Origin of the sequence: Staphylococcus caeli, assembly GCF_900097965.1 — a bacterium.
In the GTDB taxonomy this organism is placed as follows: Bacteria; Bacillota; Bacilli; order Staphylococcales; family Staphylococcaceae; genus Staphylococcus; species Staphylococcus caeli.
Map to the genome: position 1 here is coordinate 92,061 of NZ_FMPG01000004.1, position 22,929 is coordinate 114,989.

20 protein-coding genes and 2 tRNA genes are annotated in these 22,929 nt (G+C 31.3%); 16 read left to right on the plus strand and 6 right to left on the minus strand.

Annotated elements, in window-relative coordinates; translation table 11 throughout:
- The first annotated feature begins 70 nt into the window (after positions 1 to 70).
- Both BJS11_RS06530 and BJS11_RS06535 read left to right on the plus strand, forming a co-directional pair.
- Complete coding sequence (locus BJS11_RS06530) at positions 71 to 817, plus strand: esterase family protein (RefSeq protein ID WP_069994910.1); 747 nt, start codon at positions 71 to 73, stop codon at positions 815 to 817.
- Positions 818 to 902: 85 nt separating this feature from the next.
- Complete coding sequence (locus BJS11_RS06535) at positions 903 to 1,412, plus strand: YjcG family protein (protein ID WP_069994909.1); 510 nt, start codon at positions 903 to 905, stop codon at positions 1,410 to 1,412.
- Between the two features lie 127 nt (positions 1,413 to 1,539).
- Here BJS11_RS06535 and ltaA read toward each other — a convergent pair whose 3' ends face one another.
- Complete coding sequence (gene ltaA / locus BJS11_RS06540) at positions 1,540 to 2,736, minus strand: lipoteichoic acid biosynthesis MFS flippase LtaA (protein ID WP_069994908.1); 1,197 nt, start codon at positions 2,734 to 2,736, stop codon at positions 1,540 to 1,542.
- Positions 2,714 to 3,889: a diglucosyl diacylglycerol synthase gene (locus tag BJS11_RS06545; RefSeq protein ID WP_069994907.1), complete on the minus strand. Its 1,176-nt coding sequence runs from the start codon at positions 3,887 to 3,889 to the stop codon at positions 2,714 to 2,716. The genes ltaA and BJS11_RS06545 overlap by 23 nt, the downstream gene beginning before the upstream one ends.
- 410 nt (positions 3,890 to 4,299) lie before the next feature.
- Here BJS11_RS06545 and BJS11_RS06550 point away from each other — a divergent pair, with 410 nt between their 5' ends.
- The 7 genes from BJS11_RS06550 (at position 4,300) to BJS11_RS06580 (ending at position 13,867) form a co-directional block, all read left to right on the plus strand.
- Complete coding sequence (locus tag BJS11_RS06550) at positions 4,300 to 5,784, plus strand: UDP-N-acetylmuramoyl-L-alanyl-D-glutamate--L-lysine ligase (protein ID WP_069994988.1); 1,485 nt, start codon at positions 4,300 to 4,302, stop codon at positions 5,782 to 5,784.
- Positions 5,774 to 6,013 (plus strand): YueH family protein, encoded by a 240-nt coding sequence (locus BJS11_RS06555; protein WP_069994906.1) that lies wholly within the window; start codon positions 5,774 to 5,776, stop codon positions 6,011 to 6,013. Before BJS11_RS06550 ends, BJS11_RS06555 begins: the two co-directional genes overlap by 11 nt.
- Before the next feature lie 12 nt (positions 6,014 to 6,025).
- Complete coding sequence (locus tag BJS11_RS06560) at positions 6,026 to 7,588, plus strand: peptide chain release factor 3 (protein ID WP_069994905.1); 1,563 nt, start codon at positions 6,026 to 6,028, stop codon at positions 7,586 to 7,588.
- Between the two features lie 361 nt (positions 7,589 to 7,949).
- Positions 7,950 to 8,750 (plus strand): MeeY/MeeF family manganese export membrane protein, encoded by an 801-nt coding sequence (locus BJS11_RS06565; RefSeq protein ID WP_069994904.1) that lies wholly within the window; start codon positions 7,950 to 7,952, stop codon positions 8,748 to 8,750.
- A gap of 249 nt (positions 8,751 to 8,999) precedes the next feature.
- Entirely contained in the window at positions 9,000 to 10,784 is a 1,785-nt protein-coding gene (locus BJS11_RS06570; RefSeq protein ID WP_069994903.1) for a S1C family serine protease, read from the plus strand.
- An 18-nt stretch (positions 10,785 to 10,802) separates the two neighbouring features.
- A complete protein-coding gene (locus BJS11_RS06575; protein ID WP_069994902.1) occupies positions 10,803 to 12,161 on the plus strand; it encodes a TrkH family potassium uptake protein in 1,359 nt (452 codons plus the stop codon).
- A gap of 197 nt (positions 12,162 to 12,358) precedes the next feature.
- Positions 12,359 to 13,867 carry a bifunctional metallophosphatase/5'-nucleotidase gene (locus BJS11_RS06580; protein WP_069994901.1) on the plus strand — a complete coding sequence of 503 codons (1,509 nt, stop codon included), beginning with the start codon at positions 12,359 to 12,361 and terminating at the stop codon, positions 13,865 to 13,867.
- Positions 13,868 to 13,935: 68 nt separating this feature from the next.
- On the opposite strand, the gene BJS11_RS06585 is transcribed toward BJS11_RS06580, so the two are convergent.
- Together BJS11_RS06585 and BJS11_RS06590 are read right to left on the minus strand one after the other, a co-directional pair.
- Complete coding sequence (locus tag BJS11_RS06585; protein WP_069994900.1) at positions 13,936 to 14,538, minus strand: CPBP family glutamic-type intramembrane protease; 603 nt, start codon at positions 14,536 to 14,538, stop codon at positions 13,936 to 13,938.
- Positions 14,539 to 14,543: 5 nt separating this feature from the next.
- Positions 14,544 to 14,729, minus strand: a complete 186-nt coding sequence (locus BJS11_RS06590; protein WP_002483735.1) for a YkvS family protein — start codon at positions 14,727 to 14,729, stop codon at positions 14,544 to 14,546.
- A gap of 360 nt (positions 14,730 to 15,089) precedes the next feature.
- On the opposite strand from BJS11_RS06590, the gene lplA reads away from it, so the two are divergent.
- Positions 15,090 to 16,079, plus strand: coding sequence for a lipoate--protein ligase (gene lplA / locus BJS11_RS06595; RefSeq protein ID WP_069994899.1), 990 nt, complete (start codon positions 15,090 to 15,092; stop codon positions 16,077 to 16,079).
- 78 nt (positions 16,080 to 16,157) lie between these two features.
- On the opposite strand, the gene BJS11_RS06600 is transcribed toward lplA, so the two are convergent.
- A complete protein-coding gene (locus BJS11_RS06600; protein WP_069994898.1) occupies positions 16,158 to 16,376 on the minus strand; it encodes an IDEAL domain-containing protein in 219 nt (72 codons plus the stop codon).
- Between the two features lie 252 nt (positions 16,377 to 16,628).
- On the opposite strand from BJS11_RS06600, the gene BJS11_RS06605 reads away from it, so the two are divergent.
- From BJS11_RS06605 to BJS11_RS06630, 6 genes are all read left to right on the plus strand, one after another.
- Positions 16,629 to 17,192 carry a competence protein ComK gene (locus BJS11_RS06605; RefSeq protein WP_069994897.1) on the plus strand — a complete coding sequence of 188 codons (564 nt, stop codon included), beginning with the start codon at positions 16,629 to 16,631 and terminating at the stop codon, positions 17,190 to 17,192.
- 156 nt (positions 17,193 to 17,348) lie between these two features.
- A tRNA-Asn gene (locus tag BJS11_RS06610) sits at positions 17,349 to 17,423 on the plus strand.
- A 2-nt stretch (positions 17,424 to 17,425) separates the two neighbouring features.
- Positions 17,426 to 17,514 (plus strand) — tRNA-Ser (locus tag BJS11_RS06615).
- A 400-nt stretch (positions 17,515 to 17,914) separates the two neighbouring features.
- Positions 17,915 to 18,673: an ISL3 family transposase gene (locus tag BJS11_RS06620; protein WP_258953781.1), complete on the plus strand. Its 759-nt coding sequence runs from the start codon at positions 17,915 to 17,917 to the stop codon at positions 18,671 to 18,673.
- A gap of 591 nt (positions 18,674 to 19,264) precedes the next feature.
- Entirely contained in the window at positions 19,265 to 20,341 is a 1,077-nt protein-coding gene (locus tag BJS11_RS06625) for an acyltransferase family protein (RefSeq protein WP_069994895.1), read from the plus strand.
- Positions 20,342 to 20,420: 79 nt separating this feature from the next.
- Positions 20,421 to 22,316, plus strand: coding sequence for a glycosyltransferase (locus tag BJS11_RS06630; RefSeq protein ID WP_069994894.1), 1,896 nt, complete (start codon positions 20,421 to 20,423; stop codon positions 22,314 to 22,316).
- A 149-nt stretch (positions 22,317 to 22,465) separates the two neighbouring features.
- Here the strand turns inward: BJS11_RS06630 and BJS11_RS06635 are convergent, their stop codons facing one another.
- On the minus strand, positions 22,466 to 22,720 hold the full coding sequence (locus BJS11_RS06635; protein WP_069994893.1) for a hypothetical protein: 255 nt from the start codon (positions 22,718 to 22,720) through the stop codon (positions 22,466 to 22,468).
- Positions 22,721 to 22,929 lie beyond the last annotated feature (209 nt).

The window sequence follows — 22,929 nt, forward strand, 5'->3', positions numbered from 1 at the left end:
CATCGCTTTATTTTAAAATCATGCGTCTCTTGGTACAATGTCATTAAGACTACTAGGGGGCGTATGATTTATGTATGAATTTCAACCAGGACGTATCAATAAGATTAATTTTCCAAGTGAAATCTTAGAAAGAGATGTCACGTTATCGATTTATATACCGAAAGATTTTACAGAATTATTTAAATATAAAGTTGTCTTTTGTTTTGATGGAGCAGATTTTTTCAGTTTCGGTAGAATTCATAGAACCTACGAATCATTACGCGAAACCAATGAAGTTGAACGTGCAATATTTGTAGGCTTTCATTATGAAGATGTTGAGAAAAGACGTGCAGAATTTCATCCACAAGGTGAACGCACACCATTAACTGTTAAAGCAATGGCCAATGAGATACTACCATTTATAGATCAAACGTTTCCAACTTTTAAAGTAGGGAATGCGCGAATACTACTGGGAGACAGTTTGGCAGGAAGTGTCGCTTTAATGACTGCATTATCTTATCCGCGTATTTTCAGTCAAGTAGGGTTATTAAGTCCTCAACATGATGAAAATATTAAAGTACTAATAGAACGTTGCCAATATACAGAGCAATTATCAATTTGGCATGCCGTCGGTTTGGGCGAAGCAGATTTCAAATTACCAACATCTGGTAAACGTGCAGATTTTCTAACGCCGAATCGTGAATTAAATCAAATCATTGAACAACACGGCTTTACATATCAATATGTTGAATTTGATGGAGGTCATCAGTGGAAGTCATGGAAGCCATTACTTAGTGATTTGTTAAAACATTTTTTATCAGATAATATTTCTTTTTAATATTCTGAACTAAATTTACTTTAGAGTAACGAATTTTTCAGAAATTTGATATAATGAAATTATGTAAAACAAAGGAGGAATTTAAATGATTTTAGGATTAGCATTAATTCCGTCAAAAGCATTTCAAGATGAAGTGAATGCATATCGTAAGCGTTATGATGCTCATTATGCGTCAATTATGCCGCATATTACGATTAAGGGGCAGTTTAAAATAAACGATGGTGATTTAGAGTCAGTTAAAGAGACAATTAAATCAAAAATCGAAGGCATTCCGACGATTGATGTACATGCGACAAAAGCTTCAAATTTTGCGCCAATCACTAATGTTATTTATTTTAAAGTTGAAAAAACAGAAGCTTTAGAAAAATTATTTAATCAATTCAATAAAGGTGATTTCTATGGTGTCGCAGATCATACATTCGTGCCACACTTTACAATTGCCCAAGGCTTAACAAGTCAAGAGTTCGAAGATATTTATGGACAATTGAAATTAGCCGGAATTGACTACAAAGAAACAATAGAACAACTGTCACTTGTATATTATGATGAGCAAGAAGAAAAATGGAAAGTATCAGACAACTTTAACTTAGCGTAAAACTTAACCATTTTTTAAAATCATAGTTTATGATACAACGAGGCATTAAATAAGCACCATAATGATATTAGATTAGTTTCTAATGCCATTATGGTGCTTTTTGCTATATTTAAATAATCATTATGTTTTATTTTGAATGTACTGAACGTTTAGATTTAATAAAGTAAATACCATAAAAAACAGCTAAGAATAAAAATACTAATGCTGAGAAATAAAATGTATTATTTACTGATCTTGTGAATTCTGTAATGAGACCTCCAACAAGTGGACCAATCATCGAACCGAACCCTTGAACGCTATTAAAGACGCCCCAAGTTTCTTCTTGCTCCTCGGAGTGAATATGACTCGCCATAAAGGTATTCCATGCAGGAAGCAAGATGCCATACATCAAGCCAATAAATACAGCTAATATCCACACAAGCGTAATATTGGTAATCAATGATAATGCGAAAATCATCACTGTATATAGGAAGAATCCTGCGAGAATAATACCATACATAAATTGTTTACCATGATTATCTATAATTTTTGATAAAAAGAGCATTGAAATTGCACAACCAATACCTCCGAATACGAGTGCAAATGTATATTCCAAGGTAGAAACGCCAACAACTTTTGTAGCATAAGTAGGTAAGATAGGCACTAACGCAGTAATTGATGCACCTTGCAATAAGATACCAGGGAAAAGTATGAGATGTCGTTTAGTAACATTTACGATTTGACCCAATTGTTGTTTCACTGGGCGTGTATTATAGTTGGTGAGTTGTATTTTTACGAAATAGTATAGAATCCAAGCTATCAATACAACTAGTGACATTAAAAAGGCGAATTGTGTTGGATGGAATTTGAATATCACATTCATTGCTACCATACCAACGAGTAGACCTAATAACCAAGAAAAATATACATAGCCCATTTCTTTACCACGATTTTTTTCATCGACACTTGCCAACATAATGACCCAAATTGGACTTACCGCAATACCGAGCAGTATTGCACTAGTAATCAAAACAAATGGCGAAGTAGGGAACCAAATCACAAAGAACAGGCTGACGAAGGCGAGTAGGAAACCTAACGTTAGTACGACTTTTGTCCCTAAACGTTTAAGCAGGAACCCTATGACGAAATTTGTGGTTGCGTCTGCTATAAAATGTATAGAAATAGCGATAGATGTAATACCTACCGCGATAGAAGTTGCTGTTGGAAGCAATGCTAAATAACTTAGTATGTACATACCGCGTGCGAATTCCATTAAGAATAAGATAATTAGCATGATTATGAAATTTTTATTTGATTTATGATTATTTAACGAAGAGCTTTGCATATAAAGGAACCTTTCCATAAACTTCTTCATAATGTGATGAATGATTAAGTAAATTTAATAAATCTTTACATAGTTTATATGTCGAATATGGAATACGTGATGCGTCCATTGCTTGAGACATTGTTGCTAGTTTTTCTGGTTCATTTGTTAATGAAGCAACATGTTGAACAGCAGCTTCAGGTGTTTTAGCAATTCTGCCATAACCTTTTTCTTCAAAATAGACCGCATTTTCAAGTTCTTGACCTGGAGCTGGGTCTAAGAATATCATCGGGATTTGGCGTGTTAATGCTTCCGATATTGTGATACCACCCGGCTTCGTAATCATTAAGTGACTTGAGGCCATCCATTCATTCATATGTTTCGTATAGCCAAGAATAAGAACGTTATCATAGTGCTTAAATTGTGCAGATAGCGAACGTTTAAGTTCTTTACTTTTACCGCAAATCATTACTACTTGTGCATGTGGACTGCGATTTAATATATCTTGTATCATTGGTCCGAAACCTTTAGATACACCGAAAGCACCAGCAGACATTAAGATTGTCGGTTTGTTTGGATCAAGATTGTTTTGTCTTAACCAAGCATGTTGATCTACATTTCTTTCGAATTTATCAGAAATTGGAATACCCGTAACTTTAAGTTTATTTTTAGGAATACCGATGCTTGCAAGCTCTTCTTTTAACTCTTCTGTTGCCAGATAATATTTTTGAGAGTGAGGTGTAATCCAGTTTTTCTGCAAACGATAATCTGTCATAACTGTCGCAATCGGAATATTCATATCGAATTGTTCAGTTAACACAGACATGACCGGTGTTGGGAATGTAAGCAATATTAAGTCGGGCTTTTCTTTTAAAAGCAAATTAATTAATTTGTTTAAGCCATAATATTTATAAAAACATTTATCTAATTTGTCTGGTTGACTATAGTAAAAAGATTTATACATATTTCTAAAATATTTAAAGCTGTTGATATACCATTTTTTACAAATAGAAGTTAGGATTGGGTGTGCTTCTAAAAATAAATCATGTTCGATAACTGTTAAATTGTCTAGATTCATTTCTTTAAATTGGTTCACTACACTTTGAGTAACTTGTAAATGTCCATTACCAAAAGATCCAGTAATTATCAGTATTTTTTTATTTTGAGTAACCATTAAAAGCCACCCTCCAATAGATTATATTTAGCTCAAGCTAAGTTTAACGCATTTTTTTAATGCGTGAAAGAAAAAACACACAATTAATAATGATTATATCATTTTACAAACAGTTGTGAAATGATACATACTGTATTGGAAATTAATTTGTAATAAAAATATGCTGTTGTTACCTATACAATACCATTATTAATATAGAAGTATACTGCCAATATACGATTTTAAGAAAAAAATAGAAAATATTAACATTGAGACAACAATATATTAACAATAAATAACTAATCATAGATTTTGAAGCTATTGACATTATATATAATAGGAAGTAATTAATATAAACATGAGAAGAGATTCTATAAAAACAATTGAAAATGTGTATAATAGAAGTATTGGAAATAAAGGAGCGATAGATGTTGGAAGCAAACGTGTTGTTTGAAAAAATAAGAGTAAAACAAGTTATAGGTACGTTAGATAGAAATGTAACAGATATAACTACGGACTCTCGTACGGCACAACAAGGTAGTATTTTTGTTGCCTCGAAAGGATATACGGTTGATAGTCATAGATTTTGTCAAAATGTTGTTGAACAAGGTTGCCAAATCATTATCGTCAATCACAAGCAAGAATTAGAAGGTGATGTTACACAAGTTGTAGTACCTGATACGTTACGTGTAGCTAGTTTATTAGCAAATACATTATTTAACTATCCTAGCAAACATCTCGTGACTTATGGGGTGACAGGAACGAATGGTAAGACATCCATTGCTACGATGATTCATCACATATATAGAAAATTAGGTAAAGGCAGTGCATACTTAGGTACAAATGGTTTTCAAATTAATGAAAAGAAATCAAAAGGTGCAAATACAACACCTGAAACGGTATCTCTCACAAAGAAAATAAATGAAGCTGTTGAACAAGAAGCTGAAGCAATGACACTTGAAGTTTCTAGTCATGGTTTATCACTAGGAAGATTACGTGGTGTGGATTTTGATGTCGCTATTTTTTCAAATTTAACACAGGATCATTTAGATTTTCATGGAACGATGGAAGCCTATGGTCATGCTAAATCGCTATTGTTTAGTCAATTAGGAGAAGATTTATCACAAGAGAAGTATGTTGTTTTGAATAACGATGATACATTTTCAGAATACTTAGCTTCTGTAACACCATATGAAGTATTTACATACGGTGTTACCAATGATGCACAATTTACAGCAAGTCAGATAAATGAATCCCTACAAGGTGTTGCGTTTAATTTTAATACACCAGAGGGAACGTTTTATGTGAAATCGCCCTATGTCGGTTTGTTCAATGTATCGAACATAATGGCAGCAATAATTGCTGTATGGAGTAAAGGTGTTTCATTGACAGATATCGTGCGTGCAGTTGAGCACTTAGAACCAGTTGAAGGACGTTTAGAAGTGCTAGATCCTTCGCTACCGATAGATTTAATTATCGACTATGCGCACACAGCAGATGGCATGGATAAATTAATTGACGCGGTTCAGCCATTTGCTAAACAAAAATTGATATTCTTATGCGGTATGGCTGGAGAAAGAGATTTAACTAAAACACCAGAAATGGGTAGAGTTGCTTGTCGCGCGGACTATGTCATTTTCACCCCTGATAATCCAGCTAATGATGATCCTAAAAAGTTAACACAAGAATTAGCTAAAGGTGCGACACATGATAATTATATTGAATTTGATGATCGTGCTGAAGGGATACGCCATGCAATAGCAATTGCTGAGCCAGGTGATACGGTCGTGTTAGCATCTAAAGGTCGTGAACCTTACCAAATTATGCCCGGGCATATTAAAGTGCCGCACCGTGATGATTTTATCGGACTAGAAGCAGCATACGAAAAATTCGGTGGTGGTCCAAGTGAAGATTAGAACATTAAATTATCAAGGAATTAAAGGTAAAGTGTATATCTATGAACAGAGAGATGACCAATTATTGCTCATCGCCATTCCTGATATGAATTGGTCTGTTGAAATTTCTGAAATGTCAAACCAAGAAGATATACATGAATCACTTGTGATACACTTATTTACATTACTTGATGAGTCGACGGCAGAGCAAATAGCTGAAGATATCGTTAAATGGATATTTGAGAAATAAAGGAGCATATATATGAGTATAAAGGAAGAAGTAGAATCAAGAAAAACCTTTGCGATTATATCTCACCCAGATGCTGGTAAAACAACATTAACTGAAAAATTATTATTATTCGGTGGTGCGATAAGAGAAGCAGGTACAGTTAAAGGTAAAAAGAGTGGTAAATTCGCAACGAGTGACTGGATGAAAGTCGAACAAGAGCGTGGTATCTCTGTTACAAGTTCAGTTATGCAATTTGACTATGACCATTATAAAATTAATATTTTAGATACTCCAGGGCATGAAGACTTTTCGGAAGATACATACAGAACATTGATGGCTGTTGATAGTGCGGTCATGGTAATCGACTGTGCAAAAGGTATCGAGCCACAAACCTTAAAACTATTTAAAGTTTGTAAGATGAGAGGTATTCCAATTTTTACGTTTATCAATAAATTAGATAGAGTCGGTAAAGAGCCATTTGAATTACTAGACGAAATTGAATCTACATTGGAAATTGAAACGTATCCAATGAATTGGCCAGTCGGTATGGGACAAAATTTCTTCGGTATTATTGATAGAGATTCACATACAATTGAGCCATTTAGAGATGAAGAAAATGTCTTGCACTTAAAAGATGATTATGAATTAGAAGAAGATCATCCTATGAAAAATGATAGTGCCTTCGCACAAGCTATTGAAGAATTAATGTTAGTAGAAGAAGCGGGTGAAACATTTGATAATGAAGCATTATTAAGTGGTGATTTAACACCTGTATTCTTTGGTTCTGCTTTAGCAAACTTTGGTGTTCAAAATTTCTTGAACGCATACGTTGACCATGCACCAATGCCAAATGCACGTCAAACCAATGAGGATGTTGAAGTAAGTCCATTTGACGTTGATTTTTCTGGATTTATTTTTAAAATTCAAGCAAACATGGATCCAAAACATAGAGATAGAATTGCATTCATGCGTGTTGTAAGTGGTGCCTTCGAACGTGGTATGGACGTAACGTTACAACGTACAAAGAAAAAACAAAAAATCACGCGATCCACATCATTCATGGCAGATGATAAAGAAACAGTCAATCATGCTGTAGCGGGTGATATTATCGGTCTTTATGATACAGGTAACTACCAAATTGGTGACACACTTGTAGGTGGCAACCAGAAATTTAGTTTCCAGGAATTGCCTCAATTTACGCCAGAACTATTTATGAAAGTTTCTGCTAAAAATGTAATGAAGCAAAAACATTTCCATAAAGGTATCGAGCAACTTGTACAAGAAGGGGCAATTCAGTATTATAAAGCATTGCATACGAATCAAATTATTATCGGTGCAGTTGGTCAGTTACAGTTCGAAGTCTTTGAGCATCGTTTGAAAAATGAATACAATGTTGATGTTATCATGGAACCAGTTGGTCAAAAAATTGCACGCTGGATAGAAAATGAAGAAGATATCAAAGATAAAATGAGTTCATCACGTTCTATTTTAGTGAAAGATATCTATGACAATTACGTATTTTTATTCGAAAATGAATTTGCTACAAGATGGTTTGAAGAAAAATTCCCAGAAATCAAATTATATGGATTGTTATAAAATTTAAATTTGTGTATAATATTTGTATTAATAGAATACCTATGACTTTGTAGTCAGAGGGGAGTAACTCAACTATAAATAAGTGATATATGATTCACGCATTCAAGGGTTAATTTATTTAACTTATGTGCTGGATGTATCCTTTCAACATAGTCATTTTATCGTCATTACGAAGTTTAGGCTTCCGGTAAAATGGGCATAATAACAATGTCGAGTGAGACCTTTGCTAATAGTGAATAAGAGTATAGACTAAGTTTTAAATGTTAACATTAACGTTTACTTACATAGTGCTATATGCCGTATTTACTAACTTAGCTTAGGTCTCTATTTTTTATGCTTAATTAAAAAGGAGTTGTCCAGTATGGATCCGAGTTTGATCTTACCTTATTTATGGGTACTAGTTGTACTTGTATTTTTAGAAGGTTTGTTGGCTGCAGATAACGCAGTAGTTATGGCTGTAATGGTAAAACATTTACCGCCAGAGCAACGTAAGAAAGCACTGTTTTATGGTTTACTAGGTGCATTTGTATTTCGTTTTATTTCCCTATTCCTAATTAGTATCATTGCACACTTCTGGTGGATACAAGCATTAGGTGCAATATACTTATTGTATATGTCTATACGGAATTTAATATCATTCTTTAAAGAAAAAGACCATCAAGACCAAGATGGCACGGATGATCATCATTTTGATGAAGAAGGCACAGAAATTCATGCAAGTCCCAAAACATTCTGGGCTACTGTATTAAAAGTTGAATTTGCAGACATTGCATTTGCTATAGATTCAATGCTTGCTGCACTTGCTATTGCAGTAACATTACCAGCAGTCGGAATACATTTTGGTGGCATGGACTTAGGACAATTTGCAGTCATGTTCTTAGGTGGTATGTTTGGTGTAATTATCATGCGTTTTGCCGCAACGTGGTTTGTAAACTTACTAAACAAATATCCAGGACTCGAAGGCGCAGCCTTTGCTATCGTTGGTTGGGTCGGTATAAAATTAGTCGTGATGGTATTAGCACATCCAGATATTTTAATTTTACCGGAACACTTCCCGCATAGTGTGTTATGGCAATCTATCTTCTGGACTGTCATGATAGTATTAGTTGTTATCGGTTGGTTAACGTCCGTTCGTAATAATAAAAAAGAAGAGAAGAAATAAGCTTAACACGCCCCTGATTCGTATAAAAGTGCGAAACAGGGGTATTTTAATGTGAAAATAACGTTTCAAATCAAATTTATGTTTTAATCAGTTAGAAAATTAAAACTTTTGAAGGCAAACATTGAGGTGTATAATTAGTAGGGGAATTTTCAAAGAAAAGCATAAACAAAACTATGAAAATGGCAGAAAAATTGATTGTATTATGTCATAATAGACGTTATAGTAACATGCAATTTAGGGGGCGTTTTGATGTCTAATAATAAAAAACATGTGATTCCGAGAGCCCAATATGGACGTAAACGACGAGAATTCTTTCATAATGAGGAACGGGAACAACGTATAGAAATGGAAAGAAATGCACGTAAACATCGTGCTGAGAAAGACGAAATCTTGGCTAAGAATAATGAAGCGCGTGTCAAAGATAATTTGAGAAAAGCGCGAATTGAAAAACTTACACAAGAAGAAATTCAACAACAACGTACATTAGCAGCACAACGAAGTGATCAGAAAAAGCATGAAAAAACTGTGAATCCACAAAATGATAGCACAGTAGAAGCAAATGCTCAGACTTCAAGTGAAGAACCAGTGAATGATGGTAAAGTACAACATGTAGAGACAACAAATCATACTCAAAATAAATTAGCATTAAATACAACACAAAGTGAATCTAATCAAAATTCAGATAAGTGTAAATCAGATAAGCTAGATTCAATGAAAACAGATGATGATCACTTTTATTCGGAAGAAGCACAACAGTCCAGAGTGAATCAATACATTGAAGATGAAAATACTGATAAGGCGCATACGCAAAATCACAAGTACAAACAATCTAAAGCACACGCATCAATGAAAAGTGGAAATGGAAGAAGTAGTGATTCATTTGTAGATAAAGTGAAATCATTCTTTGAAGAACATTGGGCGAAAGTGTTAATTGTATTAGCTGTTATTTTATTAATCGTACTTATCAATGCGATATTCAATAATGTTGATAGAAATGGTACTAATAAAGATAGTATTTTCCAAAGTAATAATAACGAAGAAAAAACTTATACAACAACAATGAAAAGTGCTAACAGCGCAATTCATTCTGTAGTTACTGTTGAAAATGATACAGGGAAACATACTTCATCAGCTGAGAAAGAAACACAAGAGGCCGGAAAAGAAAATGAGTTAGGTTCAGGCGTCGTCTACAAAAAAGTGGACGACTCTATTTTTATTATTACAAATGCACACGTTGTTGGTGATAAAAAAGAACAGAAAATTACATATGGTAATAATGATTCTACAATTGGTACTGTTATTGGAGCAGACAAATATTCAGATATTGCTGTAGTTAAAGCCAAGGTTAAATCTGGAAGTGATGTTAAACCTATTAAAATGGGCGATTCTAGTACATTAATCCTTGGAGAACCTATTATTGTTGTGGGTAATCCGCTTGGTGTAGATTTTAAAGGTAGCGTATCGGAAGGTATTGTATCTGGATTAAATAGACATGTTCCTGTAGATATAGATAAGGATAAGCAATATGATGTACTTATGAATGCATTTCAAATGGATGCGCCTGTGAATCCTGGAAATTCGGGTGGCGGAGTCATAGATCAACATGGTAAATTGATTGGTATAGCTTCATTAAAAATTGATATGGAAAATGTAGAAGGTATTGCATTTGCGATTCCGATTAATGATGCAACATCTATTGCAAAACAATTAGAAGCAAATGGCGAAGTGACTTATCCAAATACAGGTGTTAAAATTGCCAATATTAAAGATTTAGATGATTCAGCACGTCAATCGATTCACTTACCAGATGATGTAAACCATGGCGTAGTGATTGGTGAAGTGAAAGAAAATGGACTCGGAGAAAAGTCCGGGTTGCAAAAAAATGATGTCATAGTAGAATTAGATGGTAAAGAAGTAGAAGATAATCTTAGATACAGACAAATTATTTTTAGTCATAAAGATGATTTAGATACTTTACCGGCTAAAATATACAGAGATGGTAAAGTAAAAAATATCAAGCTAAAATTGAAGTAGTGTTGAGGTGAATACGCGTTGTCCATTTTCAATCAATTATTAAAAAAATCCAGTCCTCAACAAGGTATAGTCATGTATTATATTGTAGCAATTATCGTTGCATTTTTGCTATTGAATTTGCCATTTGTTCATAAACCGGGGATTAACGTCGACCCAGTAGATTCACTGTTTGTTGCAGTCTCTGGTGTGAGTGTAACAGGATTATCACCCGTCAATATAGTGGATACTTATACGACATTTGGCCAAATTATCATTATGATCATTCTAAATATCGGTGGAATCGGCGTCATGGCTATTGGTACGATGTTATGGGTGGTATTGGGTAAGCATATTGGTATGCGTGAAAGACAATTAATCATGCTAGATAACAATAAAGATACTATGAGTGGTACGGTTAAATTAATTTTAGATATTGTACGTACTATTTTAATTATCGAAGCAGTCGGTGCTGCATTATTAGCATTTTATTTTTATAGGGATAATCCAGACTTACAGTATGCTATCATGCAAGGATTATTTGTAGCTGTGTCGGCTACAACAAATGGTGGCTTAGACATAACTGGTCAGTCGTTAATACCTTATGCCAATGATTACTTTGTACAAACGATAGTTATGTTTTTAATTATTTTAGGTTCTATTGGATTCCCGGTATTAATTGAAGTTAAAGCATATATTAAAAATAGGATTCCTAACTTTAGATTTTCTTTATTTGCTAAAATCACTACCATGACATACTTAGTGCTGTTTGTATCTGGTGTGCTTATTATTTTATTATTTGAATATAATCATGCTTTTCAAAATATGTCTTGGCATAAGTCATTATTTTACGCATTATTCCAATCAGCAACTACAAGAAGTGCTGGTTTACAAACGATTGATGTCAGTCATTTCAATGAAGGCACCAATGTCATTATGAGTATCTTAATGTTTATCGGATCATCACCAAGTTCTGTAGGTGGTGGTATAAGAACGACCACTTTCGCAATACTCATTTTGTTCTTACTCAATTTTAATAATAATAGTGAGAAAGTGTCTATCAAAGCATTCAATCGTGAAATTCATACAACGGATGTGCAGCGCTCATTTGCAGTATTTACAATGGCAAGTATATTAACGTTTGCGAGTACCATTTTTATTTTAATCGTAGAAAATGGTAAAATTTCTTTTTTACAAGCGTTTTTTGAAGTCATGTCTGCTTTCGGAACGTGTGGACTTTCATTAGGCGTGACTGATAACTTCAATGACATGTCTAAAGTTACATTAATGATACTCATGTTTATTGGACGTGTAGGATTAATTAGTTTCATTATTATGATTGGTGGAAGACGTGAACCAGATAAATACCATTACCCTAAAGAACGTGTTCAAATAGGTTAACGATGATATACAATACAGCCCTCTTCATTGACGCTATGAGTTATGAAGAGGGTTTTTCGTATGAGTCACAGCTCATTCATTTTAAAATAGTAATCGCATGTCACATTGTGATTAGGCACTGTATATCAATGAAAGTGATTTTTGTGTCGAAGTATTAATTAATCATGTTAAAATATGGTTGATGAGGAGAGTGGCCTATGAATAAAAGTGAAAAAGTTGCAATTGATGTCATTACGACTTCAGATATGCATAGTTATTTTCTAAATGGAGAGAGTGGTTCTAATATATATAGAGCAGGTACTTATGTTAAATCTATTCGTGAAAAAAATAAGCATGTCATATTATTAGATAGTGGTGGTAGTTTGGCTGGCTCATTAGCTGCATTCTATTATGCAGTCGTAGCACCATATAAACGTCACCCGATGATAAAGTTGATGAACGCGATGCAGTATGATGCAAGTGGTATCAGTCCAAATGAATTTAAGTTTGGATTGTCATTCTTTTCAAGGGCTGTGTCATTATCTAGATTTCCTTGGTTATCTGCCAATATAGAATATAAACAAACGAGGGAACCATATTTTTCAACGCCATATACTATAAAGGAAATTGATGGAGTTAAAGTTGCAATTGTTGGTTTGACTTCTGATGGATTAATGGAACGTGAGCATTTTGAAATGGAAAATGATGTACGTATTGAAAAGACGCTCTTATCATCAAAAAGATGGATACGGTTCATACATGAAACTGAGATGCCAGAATTTCTTATCGTTATATACCACGGTGGATTAAACCAACTTAATAAGTCAGCTACTGAACGTGAGCAAAACGTAAATGAAGCCGAAAAATTAATGCAAACATTGGGTGTCATAGATTTACTAATCACAGGGCACCAACACCAAACATTTATTGGTCAAAATGATAAAACATTGTATGTGCAAGCAGGTCAAAATGCTGAACAATTAATTCATGTAAAGTTGAATTTTAAAAAGCGAACAAATTCATACGAATTAGAAAATGTAGATTCACAAATTGTAGATTTAAACGAATATGACGAGGATCCAGATTTACTGGATTTAACATATTATGATCGTAAAACAGTAAATCATTGGAGTGAAGAATGCTTAACCACGCTGGAAACAGAGGCAAGTGTCTCAGGATTAGCTGATGTGATTACGCAACCTCATGCATTTACTCAATTACTGCATGATAGTATACGACAAGCATATGATAATGATATTTCTTGTGTACATTTACCTACGAGTGGGGAAAAAGGTCTGTCTGGAAACATTACTAATGAACGACTATATAATGCATACCCACACCCGGATATCCCTGTTGATTTAACATTAAAAGGCCAACAAATTAAAGACATACTAGAATATTGTTATGGACATATTGAATTTAGTCAGGGGGAACTTAGTTTAACAATTGTAGATGAAACACTGTGTACATTTTGGCAAGGTGTGGACTATACGATTGATATGAATGCACAGCCTTTCAAACGTGTTCATTTGCATAATATTGATTTAGAGCACACATATCGTGTTTGCATGACAGATTATTGTTATCGAAATTATAAACAGTATTTGGAAAGTGCTGTGATTCATGAGTCTGGAGAAATTACGATGGTAGAGCTTATTTCAAGAAAATTAACAGATTCAAATTACAAGATTCAACAGCATCAATCATTTAACGTCTTAACCTAAAAAAGCTGGAGGATTTCATAGTTATTGAAATCTTCCAGCTTTTGTTAAGTTATTGTATGATTTTATAGCTAAACATTAAATATTAATAGAATAACAACTGCAACTATTTGTGCGACAGCAGTAGTAGCAATCCTACGTGTATAGAAATAGCTCATTGAAAGTACAATTTGTACAATAAATATAAAGAACATAATCCACATATTATCTAAATAGAAAAACAATGAGGCAGAACATAATGCGGTAACGATAATGCTCAACCAACTTGGAATGTTCAATTTAAGTAATTCTTTTTGTAAAACAGTTCTCATATAAAGTTCATGACACGGTATAACAAAGACTAATGTGACTAACATTTGCCATTTATAGTAGACACCTGTACGTGTTAATTCTTTAATTAATTCAGAATATTTTATATCAGAAACAATTGCTGCAAAAATAAGTTGAATTACGATGAGTATCAAACCTGTTATAATTCCAACGCCTAGTGATGTGAGCAATCGCTTAGATTCAATATCTCTTTGATAAAAGATATAGCTAACACCAGCGATAAGCATGATACCTGTATAGAGATACCAATACTCTTGTTTTTCGCCCCACATGACGAAAAGTATTAAATGAAATACAATGAAACTTGCAACAAACCATATTAAAGCTTTTGAAATTCTATTCATTATAATTATCCTTCTTGTTCAACGATTGTGTATCGTTTATGATTAATGACAGTTTTCTCTGGCAAGTCTAGTTCTTCGAAGTTCTCCATAATTGTTAAGTCTACAATTACTGAGTTGTCATTAATTTTTTCTACTCGACCTTTTAAGCCGTCATAAAATTCTACGATATTTCCAACTTCTGCAACAGTCATTTTTAGCCCTCCCTAGAAATGCTAACTAGATAGTATTATACAAAAAATCAGCAAACAAATAAACAAATAAACATTAAATAGTGTGATATAAAGCAATTTTAAGAATTTAGTAAAATTTCAGTGTGAATGATTGGCAATTTTTCACAAAATATTGCATAAATAAAGTAAGGGTATATAGGAGTGTGATATAAAGCAAATTCTCGAATAGAGATTTCGTAATCACACCACGGCAAGGTTGACTAGGATTGAAAAGTGCATGATATAAGCGAATTTTCAATTCAGTTATTTACTGCCTAAATAAAATGTATCTGAGGCATCTATTTTTGTCTCGGTCTCATATAAGGTAAAGGAGTGCAGTTGATGAAATTTATTAGTAATAATGATATTACCGATCCAACATTGAATTTGGCAATGGAAGAATATGTATTGAAGCATATGCCAGCAGATGATAGTTATTTCTTATTCTATGTAAATAGGCCGTCAATAATCATTGGGAAAAATCAAAACACAATTGAAGAAGTAAATCAGCCGTATATTGATGCACACGGTATAGATGTTGTCAGACGTATATCCGGTGGGGGTGCCGTATATCATGATAAAGGTAATTTAAACTTTAGTTTTATTACAGACGATGATGGCAATAGTTTCCATAATTTTAAAAAGTTCACAGAGCCTATTGTTGAAGCATTAAACAAACTAGGTGTAGATGCAGAGCTAAGTGGAAGAAACGATATTCAAGTAGGGAAAGCTAAAATATCTGGTAATGCCATGGTAAAAGTAAAAGCGCGTATGTTTAGTCATGGTACATTGATGCTAAATAGTGAATTGAACGAAGTACAGAATGCATTAAAGGTAAATCCGGCAAAAATTAAATCCAAAGGTATTAAATCTGTAAGAAGTAGAGTTGCGAATATCTCAGAATTTTTAGAAGAACCAATTGATATTAATCAGTTTAAGAAAATTATTTTAAAAACAATTTTTGGTGAAGCTACGCAGGTAGAAGAATATAAATTGACGGATGAAGATTGGGAAAATATTGAAAAATTGAGTAATGAAAAATATCGAACTTGGGAATGGAATTATGGTAGAAATCCAAAGTATAATTTTGAACGAGAAGAAAAATTTGAAAAAGGGTTTGTACAAATTAAGTTAGACGTGAAAAAAGGACGCATAGAACATGCTAAAATATTTGGTGACTTTTTTGGTGAGGGTGATATTACCGAATTAGAAAACGCATTAGAAGGTACGATGCATGAATTTGAAAGTATTGAAGAAGCACTTTCAAACTATGATATTTATCATTATTTTGGAGATATTGATCGATATGAATTAATTAGATTAATGTCATAAAATAGCAAAGTAAAAGGTCTATTCTCTATTTAAATAAAAGTAGGGAATAGACCTTAATTTGTGTATAAAAATGTTAATTTAGCCAACGAGAAATGCCTCCAATTGCTTATATTCTTCAGTAAAACGTTTGAAATCATTCTCGTTTTTATTTTTTAGTGCATTATCAATCAGTTGTTCTAATTGTTGCTTGCGAACATTGCGAAGTGATTCATCAATGATTAATTCGATACCTAAATCATTAATGGCGGAAACAAAAGATTCTAGCGTATTGTATTTAACATGTGTGTTATGTTTCATTATCTACACGACCTCTCTGTTTATATTTAAGTAATAGTATACAAGGTTTTAATTTTGAAATCAATGAATATTCTGACTTTTCTGAAGAAATAAGTGTAAAATGCACCTTTTCCAAAAATTAATAATTGTAAAAGATTCTGCTCTGAAAATTAATTGTAGAAAACTTATAAAAATAATTATTATATAAGTTGATTTTAAGATGTTATTGGTATATTATTTGTTTATCGCTACAAATAACAAGGAGGTAACAACATGATTCAACCCTATATTATTAAAAAAGGTGATATGGCCATACAACCATGTAATTTGGCCACAGGTAAAAATGAAGGGAGTTATTTGCTGAGATATAAAGAAGAAAGTAAGATATTGAAAGAACGAGTACCAAAAATTATTGACAGGTCTTGTCGATTTTATGGTAGTAGTTATGCTTTTAAGAAAGAAGATACGATGCGCATTACTGGCATTAGTAGTAAACCCCCAATTTTATTCACTCCGCTTTTTCCTACGTACTTTTTCCCAACGCATTCTGACAGAAAAGAAGAAAATACTTGGATCAATATTCATTATGTTCACAATATTAAAGCTGTAAAAGAGAAGAAATGTAAAGTAACTTTTGTAGATAATCAAACGATGATTGCTAATATTTCAGCGCATAGTATGCAACATCAATATCTAAATGGCATTTTATATTATTACATGATGGATAGGGCAGCAAGGGTTGCGACATTTGATCCGGATTCTCCAATTGATTACACAAAACCTCAATTAAACATTTATGAAGCACTAGCTAAGTATTCTTTATTCGAAAATAAATAGCCTAATCCTTATCGATTTTATATGTAAAAATGGCATATGTGGAATATTATATTAATTTAGTGTAAATATTCCGCATATTTTTTTAGTGTTTCCACTTGAAAAATTTAACATTGTTGATATAATAGTATTTGTGCTTGATAAGAGAGAACACATTAATCCACAGTAGCTCAGTGGTAGAGCTATCGGCTGTTAACCGATCGGTCGTAGGTTCGAGTCCTACCTGTGGAGCCATTGGAAACGTACTCAAGTTGGCTGAAGAGGCGCCCCTGCTAAGGGTGTAGGTCGCGAAAGCGGCGCGAGGGTTCGAATCCCTCCGTTTCCGTAAAAACAGAAAAACCAATCCAAGTGAATACTTTGGATGTCGAAAGAACGTTGTTAAATCAACGTTCTTTTTATTTTGTCAAAAATACATAAAAGCAAGTTCTAAAAATTTTGGCCGAGAAGCGGACAAGTTGACCATATATATTTAAAAGTTGTCCGTTTTATTGTCCATTAGAAATTAAGGCTGTACACTTTTAATGGTTGGTGAGTAAAATCATCAATCGCTTTTTTATGTTTGGATACAAAAAAGCACAAATATCTCTATAATTATAAGTGACCAAACCATAATTAAAGGAGAGATATCTGTGCCGTATATTTATAATAAAACAAATTACCTTGGTTTAAAAGTAGATAATATTTATTTTTCAAATGAATTACCTTAAGAAATATACTACAAGTGCATTAAAACACTATTTTATAAAGCTGTTTTAACCTATGATGCTATTGCTTGTAAATGTTGTGGTATTAAAAATGAAAATAATACTGTTATTAAAAATGGCAAGCGACGCACATTAATTTATATGGGTGAAATCATTTATAAACCTGCTTACTTAGAACTAAATAAACAGCGATTTTACTGTAAGGCTTGTGGTGAAACTTTCACTGCTAAGTCATCTTTCGTTCAACCAAAATCTTCGATTTCAAATTCAGTAAAGCTAGCCATTGCTGAAAAGGCTGCTGAAGCACGCTCTGAGAAAGCAATCGCGCATGATTTGTTTATTTCACCTTCAACTGTTCATCGTCAAATGAAAATTATTGCCCAACAAGTTAAATCAAAATTATCAGATATACTGCCAAATCATTTGTCTTTTGATGAGTTTAAATCAACTAAAGATGTTGAAGGCGCAATGAGTTTTATATATTGTGACGGAACTACACACGAAATATTAGATATTTTACCTGATCGACGAAAAGGTGAACTTGAAAAATATTTTAGTCGATTCCCTCTTAAAACACGGGCACGTGTTAAAACCATATCCATTGATATGTATAAACCTTATATAGAATTAATCAAAAAATTATTCCCAAATGCTAAAATCATTATTGATCGCTTTCATATTGTACAAGCAATTAATAGAGAAATTAATCGTTGTCGTGTGTCAGTTATGAATAGTAAACGAAAGACAAACAGCCCATCTACAATAGAGTGCCGTTTATAGGCATTTTTTGAAATATTAAGTGTGATTCACTTAATATTTCAATCCGTCATACATAAACAAAAATTGGACTGTTGAGATTATTTTTTCACCAGTCTAATTTATTATAGATTCTTAAATATATCAGATAAATGTTACAACGTATTTGATATATTTTAAAAATGATGAAGTTACAAAATTAACAGAACATTTTAATTGTTTGTTTTAAATCAATAGATAGGAAAGATTATTCAGAAAATCCTATAGCAATTGATTTTATGATAAAAATTTAAATGTACTGATAGATATTGAAAGTCAAGATAAAATTAATTAATAAAGAAAGCATAGCTGATATCTACCAATCAAAATGCTATATCAGCTTTTTGTATATATGTAGTAATTACTTTTATTAATTAAAGCGAAATCTACCAACTGTTTATTTAAAATATTGAAATTATATCTTTATACGACCTTATTTCAACCTTATATTTATTGTGGAGTTAAAAAATGTTATAATTTACAATAATTAACATATTATTTGAGTTTCGTATTAAAGATTTAACCTTTTGATTTAAATGGCGCTCTATATATATAACATTAAAGGAATGAAAAGTTGTGAATAAAAAATTAGAAATTACATATGCTAGGGCTATATTTTGTATAACAATTGTAGCACTGCACTCTTTTCCAGGATTAATAACTGATCCTAACACGTCAGATTTTAGCCAAAGTTTAAATAGTTTTATTAGAATTTTTCTATTGTTTGCAACACTTTCATTTATAATTCTGTCTGAAATTCTTTTGTCTATGAGATACTCAGAGGGTCTTCCTAAGGGATTTTTTCTTAAAAGGATAAAATTTATTTTACTTCCATATTTATTTATTGGAATATTTTATTCATTGAATATTTATTTTGATACAAGTGAAACTAGAAGTTTTTTAGATATATTTGCTACATATATTTTATATGGTAGTTGGTATGGTTGGTTTGTTATAGTGATTTTCCAGTTTTACATATTACATGCTTTTTTTCATAACTTTTTAAATAAAATGAATCCTATAATTATATTGTTAATAACTTTTATTATTAGTTCCAGTCATTCATTTACTGCCTATATTAATCAAGACTATTTACAATGGTGGGCAGATTTTTATCCAGTTTATTCTAGAACTGCTATTCCATATTGGATTTTTTATTTCACTTTTGGTTATTACTTTGGAAAAAATTATGATTATGTAATGAAAATGGTTGAAAAATATATATGGGTAGTAGTTTCATTATGGTTATGTTCTATAATCCCAATTTTTATGTTTTATCATTATAAAGATGTAGTTTATGCACAATCAAACAGATTTGATATTATTCTTTATACTATTCTCACCTTTTTAATAGTTTTATATGTAATGAAAGTATTAAGTAAATATAAATTCTCAATATTACTATTAATTAGTGAAATATCATTTTTTATATATTTATCACATCCACTAATTAACGAATACATTTCTAGGGGATTAGCATCATTTGTTGATATTCCGTTATTATTCATAGTTATACTCACAGTTTTCACTTTAGGAATTAGTATTGGAATAGCAATATTGTTGTCTCAGTTCCCCTTTTCTAAATATTTGATTGGTAGAAATTCATTTAAAAAAATGCTTGAAGTAAATTATGTTAATGAAAAAGACCAATAAATTTTTATCTATATGAATTTATTGGCAAAAAATATATAAACTTAAACATAAGTTCAAAATAACAATGGGGTGTTTGATTATGAGAAAAATTATTTTTTTAACTAGTAGAATAGATGAAGACCACGGTGGCTTAACGGCATCATTACTAAATAAATCTAGAATTTTACATGACGAAAAAGGAATAAAATCAAATATTTTAACTTTTCACGCGGATTCAAATTTTATAGATATAAGAAATATTATATTAAATCGTTATAATTTAAATGATAAGGTTGATATTTTAAACATAAATGAGTATTTTAGAAGCCGTGATATTAAAAACGAATTCCAGAAATATAAAATAGATACAGAAAAAATGATGAAAATAGAGATAAACGAAAATAAAGTGGAATATTATGATGAGGGATTAAAAAAATTAGAGGTAATATACAAGCAAAATAAAATCAGAGAAGTAAAATATTTCGCTCCTAATAATATTTGCATTGAAAAAGATGTTGTAGACAAAAATGGTTTTTTATATTGGAAGAGTTTTTATTATAATAATAGTATAGCAAGACAAGTTTTCTATAGAAAAGACAATAGCGTATACCTTACTAGAGAATATGATGCAATTAATAAATCAAATAAAATGAAAAGTATAATTTTATTTGAAGAAGAAACAATCAGATTTAATTCATTCGAAAGCTATAAAGAATTTTTTATAAAAAAACAAATAAGTGATTCGCCTACGTATTTAGTTGGTGAAGCACGAGCTTTAGATTCTACAATATTAAATATGAAGGACGATAGGATAAGAAAGATATTTATGACACATAGTATTCATATTAGACCGAATACTAATATAATTCGAGTAGGCAATAGAGCTGTTTTGAATAATTTAAATAATATTGATGCCCTTGTCTTATTAACGGAGAAGCAAAAAGAAGATATAATTGAACAATTTGGAAATCGTGATAATTATTATGTAATACCACATTCAATAAATGTTATTGATAAATTACCATTTAAAGAGAGAAATAAGGTTGTAATTATATCTCGTTTGCATAAAGAAAAAAGAATAGATCATAGCATAAAAGCTTTTAAAGCTGTAGTAAATAAAATTCCAAATGCAAAATTATATATATATGGTGACGGCGAGGAAAAAAATAATTTACAAAAGTTAATAAATGAATTTAATTTAAAAAATAATGTAAAGCTTATGGGTTACACTGATAAAGCGAATGAAATATTTAAAACAGCGGATTGCTCATTACTTACATCACAATATGAAGGTTTTGCGCTTTCAATACAAGAAAGTATTTCTTCAGGAACACCAGTAATTGCTTACGACATTAAATATGGTCCTTCAGATATGATAGAAAATGAAATTAATGGCTATTTGGTACAAAATGAGAATATCAATTCTCTTTCAAAGAGTATAATTGAGTATTTAGAGAAAACTGAGAAAGAAAAGATAGAATTTTCTAATTCAGCAATCAATAAAGCCAAATATTTTTCACATAGTCGTTTTGCAAATGCTTGGGTTGAACTATTTAATGATGTGAAAAGTAATGAAAGTTTTAAAGAGCCAGTAATAAAACTAATGAATATTGAAAATTCCAAAATAAATAAGAATAAGTTCGAAATCTTTTTACAAGTGGATTTAGATAAAAAAATAAAAGTAAATCCAAATATAAAAGCAAAATTTTACTTGAGATCTTCTTTGGAAGATGGGAAAGATACAGAGATAGAAAATGAAAGGGTAAGTGTAATAAAAGAAAATAATAATAGTTTTTCAATTAAAATTGTCTTTGATGCAAAAAAATATAAAAAAAATGAAATCTATGATTTAAGTTTAGAAATCCAATATCTATCAAAATTTTATGAAATTAGAGTTGGAAATAATAGAGGCAACATTGAAATAGAAAAATTACTTAATAAAAAAGTAACGCCATACTTTACAAACCCATATGGCAATCTAAGTTTTAAAATCTAAGTTTATTTTTGATAATAAATTGTATTAAATATTAAAATAAGGAGGATAATTACTGGTAATCAGTTATTATCTTCCTTATTTATGTAACAAAGCAGTATAAATTAAAAAAATGAACAGACTATATTTCGAAAATTTTTTAATCAATTGATTTAATAGTAAGCAGAGATATTCCCATTGTTAATGAATAATTTTTTCACCTTCATTGGTTCAGTAATTTTGTTTTCAATTTTTGCTACATTGAACCCATTAATATTAAGAATGGGCTTTGTTTTATTAATTATAATTTCACCATAAATTTTTTCATAATCTTTATAAATTGTTTTGATTAACTCTTTGTTGTGTTTTAAATCTTTTTTATTTAAATATATAAGCTTTAAATCATCATAATAATTTTCATCATACATAAAAAATCCCCATTTCGACAAAATATATTTACTTACATTTTATCAAATTTCTTGAATAATGCACACTACATAATGAAAAAATATAACTTTTAATTAATTATTTTCATAATCAAAGATTTTGTTTTGAGTCTGAAAATAATCAACTATAAATAAAAATGTTGTGGAACAATTATAGTTGTATAAAAATACACCCCTAAAAGTTTGATTTT